The organism is Iodobacter sp. BJB302 (genome assembly GCF_002735645.1).
Lineage (GTDB): Bacteria > Pseudomonadota > Gammaproteobacteria > Burkholderiales > Chitinibacteraceae > Iodobacter.
On sequence record NZ_PDZG01000078.1, the window covers coordinates 1 to 19,602 of the forward strand.

The 19,602-nt window shown below is 48.6% G+C and carries 14 protein-coding genes; 8 read left to right on the forward strand and 6 right to left on the reverse strand.

The annotated features are described in order from the left end of the window. The 4 genes from CSQ88_RS18965 to CSQ88_RS18980 all read right to left on the reverse strand — a co-directional run. Positions 1-2,464, reverse strand: a 2,464-nt coding sequence (locus tag CSQ88_RS18965; protein WP_099399652.1) for an efflux RND transporter permease subunit, incomplete at its 3' end; no start/stop codon positions are given. Further along, positions 2,461-3,957, reverse strand: a complete 1,497-nt coding sequence (locus CSQ88_RS18970) for an efflux RND transporter periplasmic adaptor subunit (protein ID WP_099399653.1) — start codon at positions 3,955-3,957, stop codon at positions 2,461-2,463. The genes CSQ88_RS18965 and CSQ88_RS18970, both read right to left, overlap by 4 nt. Positions 3,958-3,959: 2 nt before the next feature. Continuing rightward, entirely contained in the window at positions 3,960-5,177 is a 1,218-nt protein-coding gene (locus CSQ88_RS18975) for a TolC family protein (protein WP_099399654.1), read from the reverse strand. Positions 5,178-5,279: 102 nt separating this feature from the next. Continuing rightward, entirely contained in the window at positions 5,280-5,675 is a 396-nt protein-coding gene (locus CSQ88_RS18980) for a hypothetical protein (RefSeq protein ID WP_099399655.1), read from the reverse strand. On the opposite strand from CSQ88_RS18980, the gene CSQ88_RS18985 reads away from it, so the two are divergent. The 5 genes from CSQ88_RS18985 to CSQ88_RS19010 all read left to right on the forward strand — a co-directional run bounded on the left by CSQ88_RS18985 (position 5,674) and on the right by CSQ88_RS19010 (position 12,789). Beyond that, the gene (locus CSQ88_RS18985) at positions 5,674-5,853 is read left to right on the forward strand and encodes a hypothetical protein (RefSeq protein WP_099399656.1); all 180 of its coding nucleotides are present in this window, start codon (positions 5,674-5,676) and stop codon (positions 5,851-5,853) included. The two genes, CSQ88_RS18980 and CSQ88_RS18985, sit on opposite strands and share 2 nt — an antisense overlap. A 719-nt stretch (positions 5,854-6,572) precedes the next feature. Next, positions 6,573-7,277: a TnsA endonuclease N-terminal domain-containing protein gene (locus CSQ88_RS18995; RefSeq protein WP_218963148.1), complete on the forward strand. Its 705-nt coding sequence runs from the start codon at positions 6,573-6,575 to the stop codon at positions 7,275-7,277. Position 7,278: 1 nt separating this feature from the next. Next, positions 7,279-9,456, forward strand: a complete 2,178-nt coding sequence (locus tag CSQ88_RS19000) for a Mu transposase C-terminal domain-containing protein (protein WP_099399658.1) — start codon at positions 7,279-7,281, stop codon at positions 9,454-9,456. 11 nt (positions 9,457-9,467) lie between these two features. After that, positions 9,468-10,940 carry an ATP-binding protein gene (locus CSQ88_RS19005; protein ID WP_099399659.1) on the forward strand — a complete coding sequence of 491 codons (1,473 nt, stop codon included), beginning with the start codon at positions 9,468-9,470 and terminating at the stop codon, positions 10,938-10,940. Next, positions 10,918-12,789: a TnsD family Tn7-like transposition protein gene (locus tag CSQ88_RS19010; protein WP_099399660.1), complete on the forward strand. Its 1,872-nt coding sequence runs from the start codon at positions 10,918-10,920 to the stop codon at positions 12,787-12,789. Before CSQ88_RS19005 ends, CSQ88_RS19010 begins: the two co-directional genes overlap by 23 nt. Before the next feature lie 43 nt (positions 12,790-12,832). Here the strand turns inward: CSQ88_RS19010 and CSQ88_RS19015 are convergent, their stop codons facing one another. Next, positions 12,833-14,536 (reverse strand): TnsD family Tn7-like transposition protein, encoded by a 1,704-nt coding sequence (locus CSQ88_RS19015; protein WP_099399661.1) that lies wholly within the window; start codon positions 14,534-14,536, stop codon positions 12,833-12,835. Positions 14,537-15,477: 941 nt separating this feature from the next. On the opposite strand from CSQ88_RS19015, the gene CSQ88_RS19030 reads away from it, so the two are divergent. Further along, entirely contained in the window at positions 15,478-16,050 is a 573-nt protein-coding gene (locus CSQ88_RS19030; protein WP_099399664.1) for a flavoprotein, read from the forward strand. A 55-nt stretch (positions 16,051-16,105) separates the two neighbouring features. Here CSQ88_RS19030 and CSQ88_RS19035 read toward each other — a convergent pair whose 3' ends face one another. Further along, positions 16,106-16,606 carry a DUF2938 domain-containing protein gene (locus tag CSQ88_RS19035; protein ID WP_099399665.1) on the reverse strand — a complete coding sequence of 167 codons (501 nt, stop codon included), beginning with the start codon at positions 16,604-16,606 and terminating at the stop codon, positions 16,106-16,108. 169 nt (positions 16,607-16,775) lie between these two features. Here CSQ88_RS19035 and CSQ88_RS19040 point away from each other — a divergent pair, with 169 nt between their 5' ends. After that, complete coding sequence (locus tag CSQ88_RS19040; RefSeq protein WP_099399666.1) at positions 16,776-17,411, forward strand: metalloregulator ArsR/SmtB family transcription factor; 636 nt, start codon at positions 16,776-16,778, stop codon at positions 17,409-17,411. A gap of 458 nt (positions 17,412-17,869) precedes the next feature. After that, positions 17,870-19,294 carry an MFS transporter gene (locus CSQ88_RS19045; protein WP_218963149.1) on the forward strand — a complete coding sequence of 475 codons (1,425 nt, stop codon included), beginning with the start codon at positions 17,870-17,872 and terminating at the stop codon, positions 19,292-19,294. The last annotated feature ends 308 nt before the right edge of the window (positions 19,295-19,602 follow it).

A 19,602-nucleotide genomic window follows, 5' to 3' on the forward strand; every position in this document is an offset into this window, starting at 1 on the left:
AGGCTAGGCGGCCGTTTTCGCTTTTAAGCATGGGCGGGCCGTCGGCGATACTGATTTTGGCGACCGATCCTAAGGTGATTTGTTGACCATTTGCCGTCACAATCGGCAGATTACGCAGCGCCTCGGGGGAGTCTCTTAGCTCACGTGGGTAGCGCACATTGATTGGGTAGCGGGCCGTGCCTTCTACCGTTTCACCAACGTTTTCACCACCAATCAAGCGGGCGACCACCGATTGCACATCGGCCACATTTAGGCCGTAGCGAGCGGCGGCGGCGCGGTTGATATCCACATCGATATAGCGCCCGCCACTGAGACGCTCGGCCAAGGCCGATGAAACACCGTTGACGGTTTTTGCGACCTTTTCGATGGCAATCGCGGTGGCATCGATGCTGGCGATATCGGTGCCTGCCACCTTGATACCGATGGGGCTTTTAATGCCAGTGGCCAGCATATCGATACGGTTACGAATCGGCGGCACCCATAGATTAGCAAGGCCGGGGATTTGCACCGTGCGATCGAGTTCTTCCACCAGTTTTTTAGGCGTCATGCCCGGCCGCCATTGATCTTGCGGCTTAAAGTGGATGGTGGTTTCAAACATCTCCATGGGCGAATTATCGGTGGCGGTTTCTGCTCTACCTGCTTTACCAAAGACGGTGGCGACTTCAGGGATGGTTTTAATTAGGCGATCACTTTGTTGCAGCAACTCGGCGGCTTTGCCTGCGGATAGGCCGGGCAAGGCGCTGGGCATATACAGCAAATCGCCCTCGTTCATTTGTGGCAGAAACTCGCCACCTAATTGGCTGGCAGGCCACAGCGCAGTGATAAACACCAAGGCCGCTGCGATTAAGGTGGTTTTTGGGCGCTTGAGCACCGCTTCTAGCATCGGGGAATACAGCTTGACTAAAAAACGGTTCAAGGGATTACGGTTTTCATCGGGAATGGCGCCGCGTATCCAATAGCCCATCAAAATCGGCACTAGCGTGATTGATATCCCCGCCGCCGCCGCCATGGCGTAGGTTTTGGTAAAGGCGAGCGGGCCAAATAGTCGGCCTTCTTGCGCTTCTAAAGTAAAAATCGGAATAAAAGACAGGGTGATAATCAACAGGCTAAAAAATAAAGCAGGCCCCACTTCGGCGGCGGCGTGGCCGATGACTTGCCAATGCTCGGCACCCACTAGCTTTTCACCAGGATGAGCATGGGCCCATTCTTCGAGCTTTTTATGCGCGTTTTCTATCATCACCACGGCTGCGTCGACCATGGCCCCGATGGCAATGGCAATGCCGCCCAGCGACATAATATTCGCGTTCACGCCCTGATAATGCATAACGATAAACGCCGCTAATACGCCCAGCGGCAGCGAAATAATCGCCACCAGCGCCGAGCGTAGATGCCATAAAAATACGGCGCAGACGAGGGCGACGACTATAAATTCCTCGAGCAATTTATGACTGAGATTCTCCACCGCATGATCAATCAACTGGCTGCGATCATAGGTGGTAACGATCTCTACCCCAGCTGGCAGGCTTTTCTTTAGCTGCTCTATCTTGGTGTGCACCGCGCTAATTGTGGCGCGGGCGTTTTTGCCCGAGCGCAAAATCACCACGCCACCGGCCACTTCGCCTTCACCATTGAGCTCGGCAATGCCACGGCGCATTTCTGGCCCAATTTGGATACGGGCTACGTCCCCCAGCTGCACCGCCACGCCATTGGCCGATGTTTTAAGGGGAATGGTTCTAAAATCATCCAGCGTTTTTAAATAGCCGCTGGCACGTACCATATATTCGCTTTCGGCCAGCTCAATCACCGCACCGCCGGTTTCTTGATTGGCCTTTGCCATTGCGTCGGTCACTGCATCATGGCTGATGCCAAAGCTGGCTAATTTCAGCGGATCAAGCACCACCTGATATTGCTTGACCATGCCGCCAATCGACGCCACTTCGGCCACATTAGGCAGGGTTTTAAGCTCGTATTTAAGAAACCAATCTTGCAAGCTACGCAGATCTGCCAAGCTATGCTTGCCGCTTTTATCGACCAGCGCATATTCATAAATCCAGCCCACCCCCGTGGCATCTGGCCCTAGGGCTGGGCGAGCTGCGGCGGGTAGTTTTGCTTGCACTTGATTTAAGTACTCTAAAACGCGGGAACGCGCCCAGTAAAGGTCGGTGTTGTCATCAAACAAAACGTAGACATAAGAATCACCAAAAAAAGAAAATCCCCTTACGGTTTTGACGCCTGGTACAGAAAGCATGGTAGTGGTGAGCGGGTACGTGACCTGATCCTCAACAATTCTTGGCGCTTGCCCCGGATAAGGCGTGCGAATAATCACCTGCACATCGGATAAATCCGGCAAAGCGTCGATAGGTGCATTTTTAACCGCCCAAACGCCCCATGCCACTAACATGACCGTAGCGAGTAAGACCAAAAAACGATTACGAATCGACCAGTAAATGACTTTTGCAATCATGGCTGATCCCCTGTGGAAATCACCGAAATGCTTTGCACCACGCTGCCCTGCTCAATAAAGGAGAAATTCACCTGCTGGCCGACGCGAATTCCCTTGGCTAGATTGGGGGTGGCCAAGGGAAAAGGCATTGTCATGGCGGGCCAGTTGAGGGAAGCAATCGCACCGTGCTCTAGCGTAATTTGCTTGCTGTCGATAGCTTTAACGATGCCTTGGCCTTGGTGTGTTGCTTGAACAGGGGCGGTGGTAGCGTGGTCGGAATGGGCTGAGGTGGCGGCAGAAGCCGCAGGGTTCATCCTTGCCAATACCCCACGCAAGCTGGCCTCTGAATCAATCATAAATTGCCCAGACACCACAATCTGCTCACCTTCTTTTAAACCGGAAATAATTTCAGTTTGCCCTTGATGCTCGCGGCCTGTTTTGACGTCGCTGGGTGTAAAGCGCCCTTGGCCGTCGCTCATAATCACCACGCTGCGTTTGCCGGTGGCGATAATACTTTCGCTAGGGACAAGCAATGCCGAGCTGCTATCAGGGTTGTCCAGAGCAATGCGTGCAAACATGCCGGGGCGCAGCAGCCCCTTGGGGTTAGGAACCTCGGCTCGTACTCTTAGGCTACGTGTTTCCTTATTCAGCTCAGGCACGAGAGCGGTGACTTTGCCGCTGATCGGTGCATTGGGCTGGGCCGCAAAAAGGGCGTGAATTGGTGCTCCGATTTTGAGCGTGGCGGCTTGGGCCTCAGGCACTTCGGCCTCGATCCACACGCTGGCCAAACCATTAATCCGCGCCAGAGGCGCACCAAGGCTCAGTACCATGCCTTGCCGTACGGATAGCTCGGCAATCATGCCGCTGCGGGGCGCTGTGATAGTAATGGTGGCTTGCGGCTGGCCACTTTGTTTTAGGCGAGCAATCTGTGCTGTGCTCATGCCAAGCTGCTGCAGGCGAGAAAGCATAGCACCTGCTAGCTCGGCATCATGGCGTAGCGCCAGATATTCATTTTGTGCGGCCAGCCATTCAGGCACGCGTACCTCGGCAATCGGCGCACCGGCTGCAATCACATCGCCAGTTGCGAGTGGATATACCCGCTCCACAATGCCATTGCTACGTGCCTGCACAATGGCCACGTCTCTATCGTTAAACACCACGCTACCGGGCACTTCAATCCCCTGCGATATCGTTCCGCTATGGACGGTGGCTAATTTAAGACCGGTATTTTGTGTGAGGCTGGGGTCAATCTTGATACTGGCATTTGCCGTGGATGAAGATGAATCAGTGGCATCGGCATAGCGAGGCAACAGTTCCATATCCATAAAGGGAGATTTACCTGGCTGATCGAAATGCTGTTCTGGCTTCATAGGGTCGTACCAATAAAGGGCTTTGCGTGCCTCAACGGGGACGTTGGCGGTGGTGTGGTTTAGCGTTGGCTTTAGCCACCAACCTGCGGCACTTCCGATAAAAAGGGTGGCAATGGCTAAGGCGATTGTGTTGTTGCGATTCATGATTAATAGCCTCCAGTTAGGAAGAATATTTGCGCCTGAATAGAGGCAAGGCGGGAGGTCAGATCAAGGACGCGTAATTGGGCTACTCTTTTCGTTTTGCGCGCTTCAAGTACCGCATTGCTATTAGCTTTGCCAGATTGCAGGCCCGCTAAGGCCAGCTCAGTTTGCTTTTGAATTAAGGGCAGTGTTTGTTGCTTTAGCCTTTGCAACTGGCTAGTCAGCGCATCACCTTGCGCATTTAACTCGGCATATTGCTGACGATAGCCCGCACTACGAGCGGTTTTTTCTGCTTCGGCTCGTTGCAAGTTGGCGGTTGCGGCGGCGATTTTGGGGTCTTGCCGTGAGGCGGTAAAAAATGGCAGGTCAAAAGAAACCTTCACCATCGCTTGGTTTTGCCCCATATCGCTGCGTTGCAGGGCCAGCTCCACCCCCCAGTCGGGCCGCTTGCCTGCCTCCATCAGCGCTAATTCGGCACGGGCGGCGCTAATTTGCGAGCTGGCCGCGTGCAGATCAGGCTGCTTACTAAATTGAACAGATTGATCTTCAGAAGCGGGTTCGCGTTGCCACACTGGCAGCGGGCCATTAACGGCCTCACGCGCCCGGTCAGGCCCAATCCAGCGTGCCAATAGCGCCCGTGCCTGTTGAACTTCGCTCTTTAAATCATCCCGCGCATCGGCTAATTGCTGGGTTTCTAGCTGTGCAGCTAAGGCATTGTCGACTGTGCCGCCCCCTGCTATAGCTGCGCGACTAAGGCTTAAGCTGTTTTGATTTTCGATGACTTGCGCATCAAGAATCTGAGCTTTTTCTTGCGTGTAATAGAGGCTTAGCCAAGCGAGTGTGGTGGCGCGTTGTACATTAAGCTGTGCAAAGCGATACTGGGCGCTACTGGCTTGCCACGCTGCCGTGGCGATTTGGCGCTCCGCTGCCCGCTTGCCCGCATTAGGAAACTCCTGCATCAGGCCAATGCTGCGCATTGATTTGCCAATACGGTATTGGTCTTCTCCCTCTAGCGGAAGGTTATCAATGGCAAAAGAGAGCTTAGGGTCAGGTAAAGCACCAGCAGATAGCGTTAAAGATTGAGCTGCAGCAGCGCCTGATCGACTGACAATGAGATCAGGGGCGTAATTTTGAGCCGCGATAAGGGCCTCGTCTAAGGTCAGCGCCTGTGCGCTGGCCACGCAGAGTAAGAGCACAATGCTGCGAAGTGCATAAGGAAACATGAGTGTTTCTCCAGATCATACTGAATACGAAACACCAAGACGTGAAGGCGAGCAAAGACGCACCGCAGTCCTAGTGATGTTCAAATGGATCAGAGAAATAGGCTAGTTGCGAAAGACTTGATATTGGATACGTAAGGGCGGGGAGGATGCGAGCAGTGTAGGTGGCGCTGTTAATTGCTGATTAGCCATCGGCAAATAGCTATCAAATAAAGGCGCAAGATAAAACAGGGTAAATAGCTGTGGGGCAGGCAGACTAGGTGTTTTATATGCTTCTGATTGCGAATCTTTTTGGCAGTGTGCTTTACACACTAAAGGCTGTTGATTGGCCTTCATTTCGACACAATCACTCATGTCGGCCATTTGCATCATAACAGGCGTAGTAGGCAAGCTTGCTAGAGCATCCGCGCAGGCATAAGCCGCTACAACGAACTGGCTGAATGTCAGCAAGATCATCATGAGCAGGACAGCGAGTGGATGAGCTAAAAAGCGATGTTTCATGAGCCTAGCTTTAGTGGGGGCAGTGAGAGCTTACAAGCAGTGTGGTAAAGAGTTTTTGATAATGCTTAAGATTGGCCGTTATTATCGCTTAAAGCGGCATACCAACAACTCCTTTAAAGGTGCGGCTTGGGAGCAAGTCATGTCGCAAACAATATTCCCTGTTTTTATGCTTTCATAAAATACTTATTTTTTTAATTACTTCTACTCAGTTCTTAGGGCTAGTCTTTTGCAGGTCAATGTCCCTGTGATTGGTTTCTTTGACCTTTATTTTTCTTTCTCAGTAATGACCATCTCACGAATAGACACAAGCAGAGCTAACTTCTGTTCTTCACTTAGTGCTTCAGCAGTCTGAAGAATAGAGGCAGTCAATTCATCCTCATAGTAAAAATAGGCTACGGGCACATCAAGCACATTCGCAATACGTTTAAGTGTATCGAAGTCGGGAGGTGCTTCCCACGTTCGTATTGGTTCATGCGTGCGCTAGCATTACTGGGATTGCGCATGTCACCCCATCCAAGCGGGCAATATCAGAGCACGACGCGCTCGAGATACTGACGCATGATCCTTCATGCATCGCAAGCTTGATATCGCCAAAAGAGTCGCACGCAGGCCATTAAACAAGCTGCAGCTTTGATAACGCACCGTTTTACTGATCTAATTGGAGTGTTTCAATACTCAGGTAGATAGACGAGAGCCTAACTATCGCGGTTATACTTATGATTGATTTTATTTACAAAGGTTGAAATAGTGCGGGGTCGACGATTTAAAACACAAGCGGATATAGACCGTTATATTAGCCAAGGATACGGTCAGGGAGAAGGGCCTCAATACCTACCTTGGCTTCGAGTACAAGATGTTCCCTCAAAAGGAAGGTCACGCAAAGTACAGGGAACAAAGGTGGATCGTCTTCACCATCTGCTTTCCGATGTAGAGTTTGCCTGTTTTCTTACCTTAGAGTTCTCCGAACAAGTCATCGACATCAGGGAGCAATTTCCGCTATTTCCCACAGAGCAAGCGATTGACATCGCCAATCAACTCGGAATCCGCTACCCGCTCTACCGTGGCACGCAACTGCATTTTGTCATGACCACAGATTTCTTAGTCACGTTACAAGCTGCCGATGGCACACGCTATCTTGCCGCGCGTTCGGTCAAAACCGAGAGCGATCTATTACCCTCCAGTGAATTGAAACGCACAATCGAAAAATTAGAATTAGAAAAAGCGCTGTTGCAAGTGCAAGGTGTGCATGACTGGAAACTCGTCACGGAAAAGACCATGGGGGCCACACTTATAGAGAACCTGATCTGGTTACGAAAAGGAAAAGCTCTGGAGCGCCACCTTCTCAAACCGGACACGCAGTCACAATTCATACATGCGTTAGAATTCTATGCCAATAAAGAGCGCACATTGGCGTCGGTCATCCGTGCTTCTGCAACTTCAACCCATATCCCTTACACCGACGGCATCCTCCTTTTTAAGTATTTGGTATTGAATAAGAACATCTGCTTTGACATCACTAACCAGGAATTGAAGCTGACCGGGTTTTGTCCATTATTGACAGCAAGTAATATGCCCGTATCCAAGGTATTAAAGGCTGCATAATATGACCAAATTCATCAATGTGAACAGCGCCTTTGAATCTATCACTAAAGAACCACCGTTCCTGCATCCCGCCAGAATTCTGTGGATAGATAAAGAAAACGATTCGGCGGTCTTAATCACCATCGAAGATCCACCCAAACAGCCTTGGTCAATATCATTAACGGAATTGGATTCACTGTTACAGGAAAAGAAAATACGCCACACAGTCATTAAAGTGCCGGCCTTTATGCTTGCGCTGGAGGATGAGATCGACACAAAAGCCAAACGCATTCGCGAAACTAGCTGGGAGCGAATACAACCGCTACTAGAAACAAAATACCCTGGTGAGATTTTCGTCCCTCAGGCAATGGGCACCATGATCGCGGCGCATGCTAAAGCCATTAATTTACCGCGCAAAACCTTATATCGCCTACTGTATCGCTATTGGCTGTTTGGTGGAACCAAGAATGCCCTGTTACCAAACTATGTCCGCTCAGGCGGTGCGGGTAAGCCGAAGACCTTTGCTAATGGAAAAATTAACGGTCGCCCCCCCAAATACTTGGGATTAGTGACGGAAACCAAGGCAAAAATACTCACAGAAGAGGACAAAGCTGCAATCAAGATTGGCTATGCCTTATACAAAAACAATGTGGTGGAATGTGTAACAGATGCCTACAACAGAACCTTAAATAAATTTTACCGCGCAGAGCATTCCGTCCTTGGGTACTCCGACGATGACTTCAACTTAAAACCAGCGCACGAATTACCCAAACTGACCCAATTCCAATATTGGGGAAAGAAGGCCTTCGATGCCATTACTGTCCTTCGTAGCCGAAAAGGAGAGCGTAAGTGGGAAAAAGACCATCGCGCCTTAATCGGCAGGGCCAATCAAGGACTGTTTGGACCGTGCCATCGATTTGAAATCGACGCAACGATTGCCGACGTCTACCTAGTCAGCCGCTTCAATCGCAATTGGATCATTGGTCGGCCAGTAGTATATGTTGTAGTCGACGTATTTTCGCGAATGATCGTCGGCATCTATATCGGACTGGAAGGACCAAGCTGGAACGGCGCACGACAGGCATTGTGGAATGCATTTAGCAATAAGGTCGACTTTTGCCGCCAGTTTGACATTCAGATCAACCCCAGTGATTGGCCATGTCATCATTTACCGCAAGAAATCTGCGCTGATAGAGGTGAAATGCTAGGGATTGCAGCGGAGAATCTGGCCACAGGCTTGGGAATCGACCTAGCCATCGCGCCACCATATCGCCCAGACTGGAAAGCAATTGTAGAAAGCCGGTTTCGGGTACTCAACCGACTGACGCAGATTCAATGGGCGCCAGGCGGCGTTGCACAACGCATCAAGGAACGTGGCGAACGGGATTACCGCCTCGACGCGACACTCGATTTGCACGAATTCACCAAGATCATGGTTGCCAGTGTGTTGCACTACAACCGGCATAGTCGACAGCCTGACTGGCTGAACAAAGACATGATTGCCCAAGAAATTGACTCTACGCCAATCAGCCTCTGGAACTGGGGCATAGAACATGGATTTGGTGCACCTAATATTCATTCTCCTGAGCTGGTCTACCTGCACCTGCTCCCGAAAGCAAAAGCTAGCGTGCAAGCCGGCGGCATCTACTTTGAAGGCATGTTTTACACGTCTGCATCCGACGGAGATGGGATGAAGTTCGCCCGTGCACGCGCCAAGGGCCGCGAACCCATTGAGGTCTGGTATGACTCAACTAAACCTGAGCACATCTGGATACGCAACGAGGACAAGTCGTTCACCACCTATCATCTGCGTGCGTCCGAAATCAGATACCGAGGACACCGGCTAGAAGAAATCATGGATATGCTGGAGATCATCAAGCAATCATCACCTGACGACCAATATACTGAACTAGTCAGCAAGGTACAGCTAGATGACCAAGTGCAAAGCATTATCAATCAAGCTACCGCAGAAAAGAAACTAAGTCAGGAAGATATCTCCGCAGCACAGCAGGTTGCCGGTATTCGAGCCAATCGTACCATTGAACGCGCGGCCGAACGTGCAGCTCACACCAACCCCGTTGTCCCTACACCAACAATCAACACAACGCCTACAGTACAGCCTGTCGCCAACATTTCTGAGACCTACGGTCAACGCGGTGGTGAGGTCATCGACTTACTGAGTCGACTGCGTAAAAAATAGCGATCCACATCATGAACAATACAACACCGATCTATGCCACTTACACCTCATCGCTCGTTCCTGAATATCAGAATAATGCCTTAATCGAAGCACTACCGCCGATTTGGTCTGAGCAAGATGCAGCAACTTTGATTGCACATTTTCCAACGCGTGAAGAGCATGAGCATTCATTGCCTAAAGAAATTCGCCTACATTGCATTAATCGTCTCAGAAATATCGTACAACCATTGCCAATTCACCTCGAGCTAGAAAGTGCTATTTCTTCGTTGATTCGCAGCGGGTATGTGAACCGTAGTCCAATGGATCCTGCCACTTGGCGTCATTTGCATACCTTATCCACCGATCAGCGCGCGATGACGAGCTTCCACTCCTCCGCCTCCACATTCAGTTTAGTAGGACTAAGCGGTATCGGAAAAACAACGGCGCTTGAATCCATATTGCGGCTTTATCCCCAAACTATTCTCCACAAGAGCTACAAGAGTAAGGAGTTTGTCCATACGCAAATCGTCTGGTTGAAAGTCGAATGCCCATTCGATGGGTCCTTGTCAGGTCTATGCCGAAATTTCTTTAGAGCCGTCGATCAAGCATTAGGAGTGGATAAATACGCCAAGCGCTATCAATCTAAAGGCGGCATTCCAGAAATGATTCAACGTATGGAGCAAATCGCCACCACCTACTTTGTAGGTGCGATCTTCATCGACGAACTTCAGCATTTGAACGCAGCTAAAACCGGCGGCAAAGATAATATGCTGAATTTCTTCGTCAATCTGGTCAACGCGATTGGCATTCCCGTCGTCTTCATTGGCACCAATCCCATGGTGGAGCTATTTGCTGATGTGTTAAGGAATGCCCGGCGTGCGTGTGGCTTAGGCACCTATGATTTCAAGCAGCCCAATGAACACGATCCAGCATGGGATCTATTGGTGGAGGCCATCTGGGAATACCAATGGGTCAACTCTATCGCCCCTTTGACGCCTGCCATCAGAGCCACTCTGTACGACTTAACTCAGGGAGTAACCGATTTCCTCGCGAAGCTCATGATTCTCGGGCAACGCTATGCAATACAGTCCAATATTGAGACTCTGACAGAAGAGGTTTTTAAGCACGTTGCCAATACTAAAATGAAACTGCTCAAACCATTGGTTGCGGTACTGAGAAGCCGTGACCCGAAAAAAATGCGCCTGTTTGAAGACCTGATGCCAACCGATGATCAGCTCAGCGCGATGATGGAGGATGCTGGAGTCTCATCTACAGAAAATCGTTTGTCAGTCATACGTCAATCCAAAAAAAATAGCGTTCCCGTTGTGGTGCCTGATACCACGGCACAAGCTCCGCAAACACCAGTTGCTAAGGTCGCGCTTCCTAGTGCCACGATCTCCACAACCATCGCACAAGCAGTTGATCCTATTGATATTTTACGCAAGGCTTGCTGGCTGCAAGTCGATCCGCTCGAGTTTTCAGATGCCTATCGTAAAAGCGCTTGAACGAGGAACCAAGCTTTGCTTCTTTCCTACTAGCCTACCTGATGAATCAGTATTCAGCTTAATTGCAAGATACCACCAGCTGTCTGGTAACGCCGATGATCGTGATACGCTTCGAGAGCTGTTTGGGAAACATACCATTGTCGTCACTTCGCACCTTCCAAGTTCAATCGATAGCTTAGTCGGGATACTTCCAAGTGGTGTGCTTATCGATGCGCAAGGCATCATCAACAGGCACACCATCTTCCCCTACTATCGGCCGTTCCTAACTGAACGACAAATCTCCTTGGGCGTGGCTGCCATGAAAAGCGATTCCGCCATTGGTCTCAAGACCATGATGGGACTCGTTGCAAGCCAGGTTGGCGGGGGTAACCCCTATCGCTTTTGCGCCCAATGTGCAGAGCAGGATAAACATCTTTATGGTCAACCTTACTGGCACCGCGCCCACCAACTCCCCGCGGTCCACATTTGCCATGAACATGGCACTGCGTTGTACGCGCTTGATGCCAGTTGGGTGGATCGACACCGACACAGCCTGTTTCTGCCAACGACACCAGATGTAATCAATTTTGCAAATCAAATTGCAATTGAAAAGAGCTTGTCAACTTGGATGCACAGCTTATCCATCTGCAGCAAGCAAGTATTAGATGCTGAGCTTGGAGCTATATCCCCAACTCAATTGAGAGGCATTTATCGTGACTTAGCCTCAGATTTGAAGCTAACGCATGCTAGCGGCAGATTGCGTGTACCAAAATTCTCTACTTGGATCCTGCAAAAAATCGCTGATTTACCAACATCTGGCACATTCCAATTTACCAAAGCAGAGACCTCTGGGAAGCCCGAATGGGCGCTCGGCCTATTGCGCAAAGCACGTAAATCGACGCACCCGCTAAAGCATCTCCTACTGATGCACTGTCTCAATGGGAATTGGGCTACTGTCATGACCAGCTCGTATAAAAACAAAAAGCCATTGCCACAAACAAGTATTCAATCAACATCGTCGTTACCAAAGCCATCTTGTGTACTAAGCGAGCAATTAAGATCCATGCTTGTCGAGGACAAAAAATCACTGCGGCACTGCGCTCAATTGCTGGGTCAGTCGGTGACTACATTACGAGTAGAAGCAACAAGACTGGGGCTCCAAGTTCCCTCACGCCCAAAAACATTGAATCCGTCCAAACTTGCGGAGCTTCGCACAGTACTCGCGTCGACAACATCACTAAATACCTTGGCACAACGCCATGAAACATCTGTGGTGTCGTTGTATCGGATTTTGCGAATGTACCCTGATGTCGCAATTGCCAGAGATAAATTGATCAGTGCACGGGAACAAGAAATTAGAAGAAAAAGATTCTCTCTAGGATGTCAAAAAATGCTTGCCCGTGGGCTTCCTGATTATGCCTGGCTATACAAACATGACCGACAATGGTTAAGCGAAACGATCGCGACCACCCCAAAGAAAAAAACAGTTTCTGCTACTCGAATTGACTGGGGAATGAGAGATCGTGAATTTGCAGAAGCAGTGATGAAGCACAGCCGACAACTCTATGCCATTCAGAAACCTGTATGGGTGACTAAAGCGTCGATAGGCCGGTCGATGCGTAAGCGATCGCTATTGGAAAAATACTTATTAAGATTACCACTCACCGCTCAAGCCTTGGCGGCAAATATCGAATCAATAGAAGACTTCCAATGTCGGCGTTTGCAGTGGGCTGCCCTGCAAGTAAAACAACTTCATCCAGCCCCACTACCATGGATGTTGCTCCGTATCGCCGGACTAAAATATGCCGGGTCTGGAAAGGTGTCTAAGGTATTGGATGAACTTCTTAATGAAGCCCACGACGTTATTTAAGAAACTAACATCATGTTCCCTCAAATTAGCGCACGGCATAGATTCAAATACAGGTGATGACCACGTTTTTTCTGACATAGCCCCTACCACCAAATTCTCCCAACTTAGATTCCGATGGGCCACGCCACGTCCGAGTTATCCCTGCTTTAGCCAGCAGCGCCTGAGTATTTATCTTGGTACTGCTTATTTTTTTAGCATCCCAGTCAGCAAATCGAAGAATACTCTCGACTGCGGAAAATATAACCACTGATGTCAAAGCAATATTTGAGATAATAATTTTCTCGTCTAGACGATTTAACTCCCCTAGTGCCCACAATATTCGTCTGGCACTAAAACACCAAGCAGTTTCTTTGCACAAATCAATCGTGGCAAATAAGATGGGAAAACGCTCACGGTTTGCTTTTGTAGATTTTATATTCTTTGTTACACCTGCGAGAATTTTTGCCATTCCAATACGCTGCGGCTTTCCCTCCTTTTCAAATAATTTGCGCGAATAGTCCTCAGCCAGCAAAGCATATTCACGGTCTAATACATCATCAGATTTAGATTTGGAACTTACAGCGAAATCATCCGTCTTTGCATCGCCGCCTAGTACCGTATTGTTCAGCCACTCTTTGTCATTGTCATACAGCCAAGCAACTGTACGAAATTGCTTCTTCCATAGTTGCTCCATTGATAGGGATGGTACCTTCTTCAGCGCCGATGCAATTTTTCTTCTAAATTCGTCACGTATTGAGTTCTGAGAAGAATCCGATTTTTTTCCCTTTTTACGCGCAATAGCATCATCCTCATTCGCCAACACTTGCAAATGATTATGGAAATTGTGCGCAGTCCCAAACAAATACATCCCCAAAATAATATGACGAGTAATCGGCATATCTAACGCCGATTCAATATAGCTTAAACGTAACCACCAACTCGCACGCTTCATCGAAAATGCGGGATCAACTTTGCTTATAAATTCACAACCGAGTTCGTCAATCATCGACGCCTGAAAATCCTGTAATGCAGGCATTGAGCCGCGAGAGTAACCTCGCTGCCTAATTTTCTCTCGATAGGCATTCATCAATATTTCAGGATGATACGGAGGTATATTTTCAGCTAGCAATTCCCGAGCAAAGAGCCCATAAGCGATTTCAAGCGGATTGGTCGCTTCATCTTGCTTCTTTTTTTCCAAATGAATCGAACATACGGGACAGGCCCCCCAAGGAACAGACAATAGCTTTTGGGGGCGTAGAAAAGGAAAACGGCAATTTTGGCAGCTACTGATAAGTAGCTCCTTGTGCTTCCAGCAAACGGTCACGCCTGGCATTTGATGCGACCTGTGCCAATAGCCAACACCATGTATCTGCTCATCTTCGAAAACACAGCTAATGCACAACTTTGCATTGCCCACCATCCCAACAACGTGCCTCGGGAAGTGCGTAATCTTTGCGTTCACATCAGTCTCGCCGGCAGAGGGCAGCGGTGCATTGGGTCGCCCCAGAAATGGCCGGAATGCGGGGAGCAGAGTGTTATCTTGTAGAATTTTAGCTAGATTAGCATCGGCGTCACCAGGCAAGCGGGCAGCTAACACCTCTATGTAGGCAGGAACGACGCTCCCTAAGTTTAATCTAACCCGAGAGCAAAGCTCGCCGAACGTTGATTGTTCAGTCCTATTGCCCGAGATAAGATGGTATCGAGAGACGCGTGATATTAAAGATTCATCAGGTAGAGAAGGAGGGAAAAATAGAAGCTTGTCTTGCATTATCGAACGTCGCCCATGCCGGTGCTAATATGGAAAATATTGTGTCAAACTTTTTTATTGCAAGATTTCACCATAGTTTTAGTTTTAGCATACTTGTGTCAAACTATTGCAACTAGACGCATGAGCACGTTTTAACGTATGTCATTGATTTATATAGGTCAGTTGTGTCAAACTTTTTTATGCGTCGACATTGTTGTCCTTGAGAAGTAGAAGTGCTTTTATACTTCGTTTTCTTTAAAAAAATAAGGGGTAGTTTCTGGCTGCAACCCGCAGCCAGACTAGAAATAATACTCTTTTATTTCCAAGGACTTTTACAGTATAGCGCGCTCATCATTACCCCCTCAAACCCACTATTTTTTGTATTTTCAATATCGCAAGACCTAGGGTCTGTTGACGTCTCATTCACGGCTGCGTTTGGCCCAGTTTTGGGGCTGAACAAGGAGAAAATTGCGACATGGTACGAGTACCATGAGCGATTTTTAACGCAGTTCCGCCCCAAAAATGGGCTAAACCCGAAGGGCTGAGCCGGAAAATGGCCATTCACTGCGTTATGCTCCTCAACAATAAACAGTTATTACCTTCGCCCTCCTGCCTTGTACATGGCCGTTTTCCGGCTCAGCGCAATTGTGAATGAAACGTCAACAGACCCTAAGTTAAAAAACACTTGGGTTAAGATCGGCACGGCCAACTGCGCAATAATTAAAGGTCTTCTTGTCAAAGTTGATTACGCCAATTATACAGCGTGGCTTCAGGGAAGTTTTCTTGCAATTCCAACGACCAGATACTGGTAGGGTAAGGAGGAAGCATTTTGCTTAGAATTGCATCTTTAAGAGTCTTTGGAATACGCGATACGATAACTGTTAAAGTTGTTGACATCATTTGTCAGCATATGAAACCATCAAAGAACTTGCATTCACTTCTTTGACTGAGCGACGCTACCGATGATTAATAATGCATTAAGCAACAAGCGCAGGCCACGAATCCTTGTTGGAGCCAGTGGTTCTGTTGACATTCTGAGCTTACCTTCATATTTATCAGCAATAAAAATCGGCATTGATTGTGATTTAACTGTGCTGATGACACCGAGTGCAGTGTCTTTCCTGCCCGCATCCAGCATCGCACTTTACGCAGACAGAGTGATCTGTGGCGAGCTTCCAACTGATTGGCCTACTGATAAGCCATCTAGGATTGTTGCAGACCATGATGTATTACTCGTTCTTCCTGCCACTGCCAACACACTCTCCCAAGCTGCTCAGGGGGCCGCGCCCAATCGTCTAACAACCGTCATACTGGCGGCAAATTTTCCCGTGCTTTTTTTTCCTGTAATGGGGGCCGTGATGTGGGAGAAGTCAGCCGTACAGCGCAATGTGAGTCAGTTGCGGGAGGATGGTTACCAAGTTATAGAACCAGTCTGGCATGAAAATTATGATGCCTCACTAAAACGTATGGTTGGCCACCCATCATTACCCACTCCCGATCATGTTCTTGAACTATTAAAGGCAATACTGCAATAAAACTAGCCTTGCTAACTTGTATCAAGGCTAGGGTGCGGTTTCTCATTAGCCGCTCTCAAGCCATGATCAATACCAATAGTCGGGCGGAGAGATATAAGCCAAGGCCAAATACAGCGTGGGCAGCAACGCTACGCAGGCGGGCAATATGTGGCTGGGGAGTCTTGCTTGCTGCTATTCCTGCTCCCAGGCCGGGTTGTAATATGAAAAAAGGAACGACTACCGTAGCAATTCCGAAAATAATGGCAGGAAACAAACTGGGATTACGAAACCACTCCAGCCCGTAAAGGCCCAGCAGCACAGCTGAAAAAACGATGCCGGTCAGATAGTGAAGGCCCCAGCCCAATACATTTTCCGCATAGACGGCCTGAGCTTTGGCAATATTTTCATGCTGAAATTTTCCATGATGAAAATGCCCAATCCAGCGCGCCACCATTGCATAATTGAGTGATGGAATCGTAAAACAACGTCGTAAGAACAATGCCCACAGATCCATCACAATGGTTGCCCCAATTCCTGTGGCAAGCACCCTGATCACATACTCTATTTCGTAGCTCATTTTTTTCCCTTTTGTGTTGTTGTTTTTTCCTGCCCGCGTTGGACCTGCCAGTAGCAAGCTCATCTCTCAGTGGCATAAGCAGTTCTTCTGTACTAATTCAAAATATCATGTAATCTTTGAGGATATTGCATTCAATAATTCTATTGAATGATGAATTGGTATACAAAACATGTCAATCTCTGAAGCTGCTAGTAAGTATCAATTATTTTCGGAACAGGCCGATTTAGCCAAAACACTGGGCAACAGCCACCGCTTGTTTCTACTGGAACTCATCACCAAAGGAGAAAAAGCCGTAGACCAACTGGCCGAATTGTCTGGTCTGTCAATTGCAAATACTTCCCAGCATTTGCAGCACTTAAAACGTTCAAGCTTTGTTTATTCACGGCGAGATGGGAAAAATGTGCTCTATCGTATTGGCAGCAGCCCAGTTTTAAGTCTTCTTGCTGCCCTGAGCGCCTGTGCAGAACATAATCGTGCAGAAATACGCGCGCTGATTTCTGACACTTTTGACCAGAAAGATAAGTTAGAAGCGATTTCTAGGGAGGAGCTATTAGCCAGAATGCACGATGCCAGCATGGTGTTGCTTGATGTACGCACCGAGGAAGAGTTCTCTCAAGGCCATTTACCAGGGGCAATTAATATTCCACTGGACGAGCTGGAACGTCGGCTGACAGAACTGCCGCAAGATCAGGATATTGTTGCTTATTGTCGTGGAACTTATTGTGCACTTTCTGGTAAAGCGGTGGCTCTATTGCGTACTAAAGGATGGAATGCCCGCCACCTGACAGGGGGATTTATTGACTAATACCCTCTTGGTTATCTGATTGATTAGGTAAGCCACAGACTCTTATGCGGGCCTTGTGGGGGGGATTACCACAGAACCTAAATTGGGGTGTGTTTGCTCAAAACTGCCCCTCAAAGAATGTCATTCCCGTGTTGGTTCAGCCTGAAGTCTGGTTGAGAAGCACGAACTACTCGCAGGCAAGAGCCAATTCAGTAAGCAAATCCGTTAAATTCCGACACAACTGTACAACGTAATAAAGAGCCTGCAACTTGCAGGCTCTTTTGTTTTTATTACATAAAGAGCAAGCAAATTAGCAGGTTAAATAATTTCAACTTGAATAAGCTTGACAGCAAATTGACTTAATATGATTATATCATAAATCAAACAATCAATAAATTAATTGATTGTTTGATTTGCGCGCGTTGGCTTTTCATAACGATCCAACCTATCTGAGCACATTACATACAGGGATACTTATTGTGCATACCCCTCAGCATAAACAAAGCACAGGCCGGGAGTTGTCTACCCAGTGGGCCTTTGTTTTGCTTGCAGTTGTCCAAGCAACCCTGATCTTCACCATTACCCTGATTGCAGTGCCTTTGCCCGATATTGGCCGTGAATTTGGTTTAGATACCGCTTCGTTAATACTGGTTAATGCCGCATATGGATTGTCATTCAGTGGATTATTGCTGCTGGGAGGGCGGCTGGCTGACCGTTACGGCGGGCGCCGTATATTTACGGCAGGTTTATTATTTTTCGGCTTAGCATCAGCAGCGGCAGCCTTTTCGCCTCATTTCATGATGCTGGTTACTGTGCGTTTTATGCAGGGTATTGGTGCTGCATTGGTTGCACCAGCAGCACTGGCCATTTTGCGCAATGTGCTTCCTGATCCTGCTGCATTTGGCAGGGCAATGGCTGTTTGGGGGGGCGTTTCTGTGCTGGGCGCAACGATTGGCACTGTTATCTCTGGCGCAATGACGACATGGATCTCTTGGCGCTGGATGTTTCTGGTTCCTGTCTTGGTGTCATGTATCACTCTTCTCCTGATGTCTAGATTGCTACCCAAAGATCACGACATTTCTTTGACTAACCGCCCCGGACAAGATGTATGGGGCGGGATTTTGGCAACCCTGGGCATATCCATAGCAAGCTACGGCTTGATTTTCAGCAGCAGTTACGGCTGGAGTTCACCCGCAGTACAACTCCCCCTATTGCTCGGCAGTGCTTTACTGGTTGCCTTTTCCCTGGTTGAACGCAGGGTTAAAGCGCCGCTCTTGCCGCCTGGCTTCATTCTGGAGTCACGCAGATTAGCGGGATTAATCGGCATTCTGCTGGCCGCCGCAAGTATGGGGCTTGTAACATTTTTGCTGTCACTTTACCTGCAACAAGAAAAGGGATGGTCGCCATTAGAGACAGCCGTGGGCTTTCTACCCTATATGACGACCCTGATTGCGACTGGCCGTATAACAGCAGCACTGATAGAGAGGTTTGGGGCGGACAGGGTCATGGTTTCAGGCTTATTACTTGGAGCAGCAGGTTTAGCTTTACTTACGGGAATCAGCCGGGAATCGTCTTATATGCTTGGATTGCTTCCCGGGCTGGTCATCTTACCTCTGGGTACATCCTTTATCTTTGCTAGTTCTGCAGTGATCACCACCATCAATGTCCCTCCTTATCAGGCTGGTTTAGCTGGCGGGGTAATGAATACAGCAATGGAATTAGGACCAACAGTTGGTCTGGCATTTTTTATGTCTATTGCTGCACTGCAATCAGATGTCATTCGGGGTTATGCATGGGCACTTGGTGCCGCATCGGCGGTATTTGTAGCTGCTGCTTTGCTGTCCATGGTGCTGACTAAGCGCACTGAACCCGAAGGTGAGGCATTGCCGGCCGATATTAGTTAGCCGGCAAGCCTGAATTGGGGCCGTGATAGAGCCATGGCCGCATCCATAGACCGGGTCAAGTCACGAATGTCCGAAATTTGTTCTTTTCACTCCCAAGTGTTCGCATCAAAATTTTTAATTAGTTTTATACCAATGGAGCCAGACAAGCAGCCTGTCTGGCTTCTGAGCAATGGCGTTGCTTCGTAAGCGCTCAGCCCTCCCACCTAGCCAGCTGCTTTAGCCTTCGTTATCTTGTGGGTTCTGATCTTTAACAAATGGCAGCAGCTCGTCAATTCGGCTATTGGGCCAAGTCGGGAGTTTTTCTAATG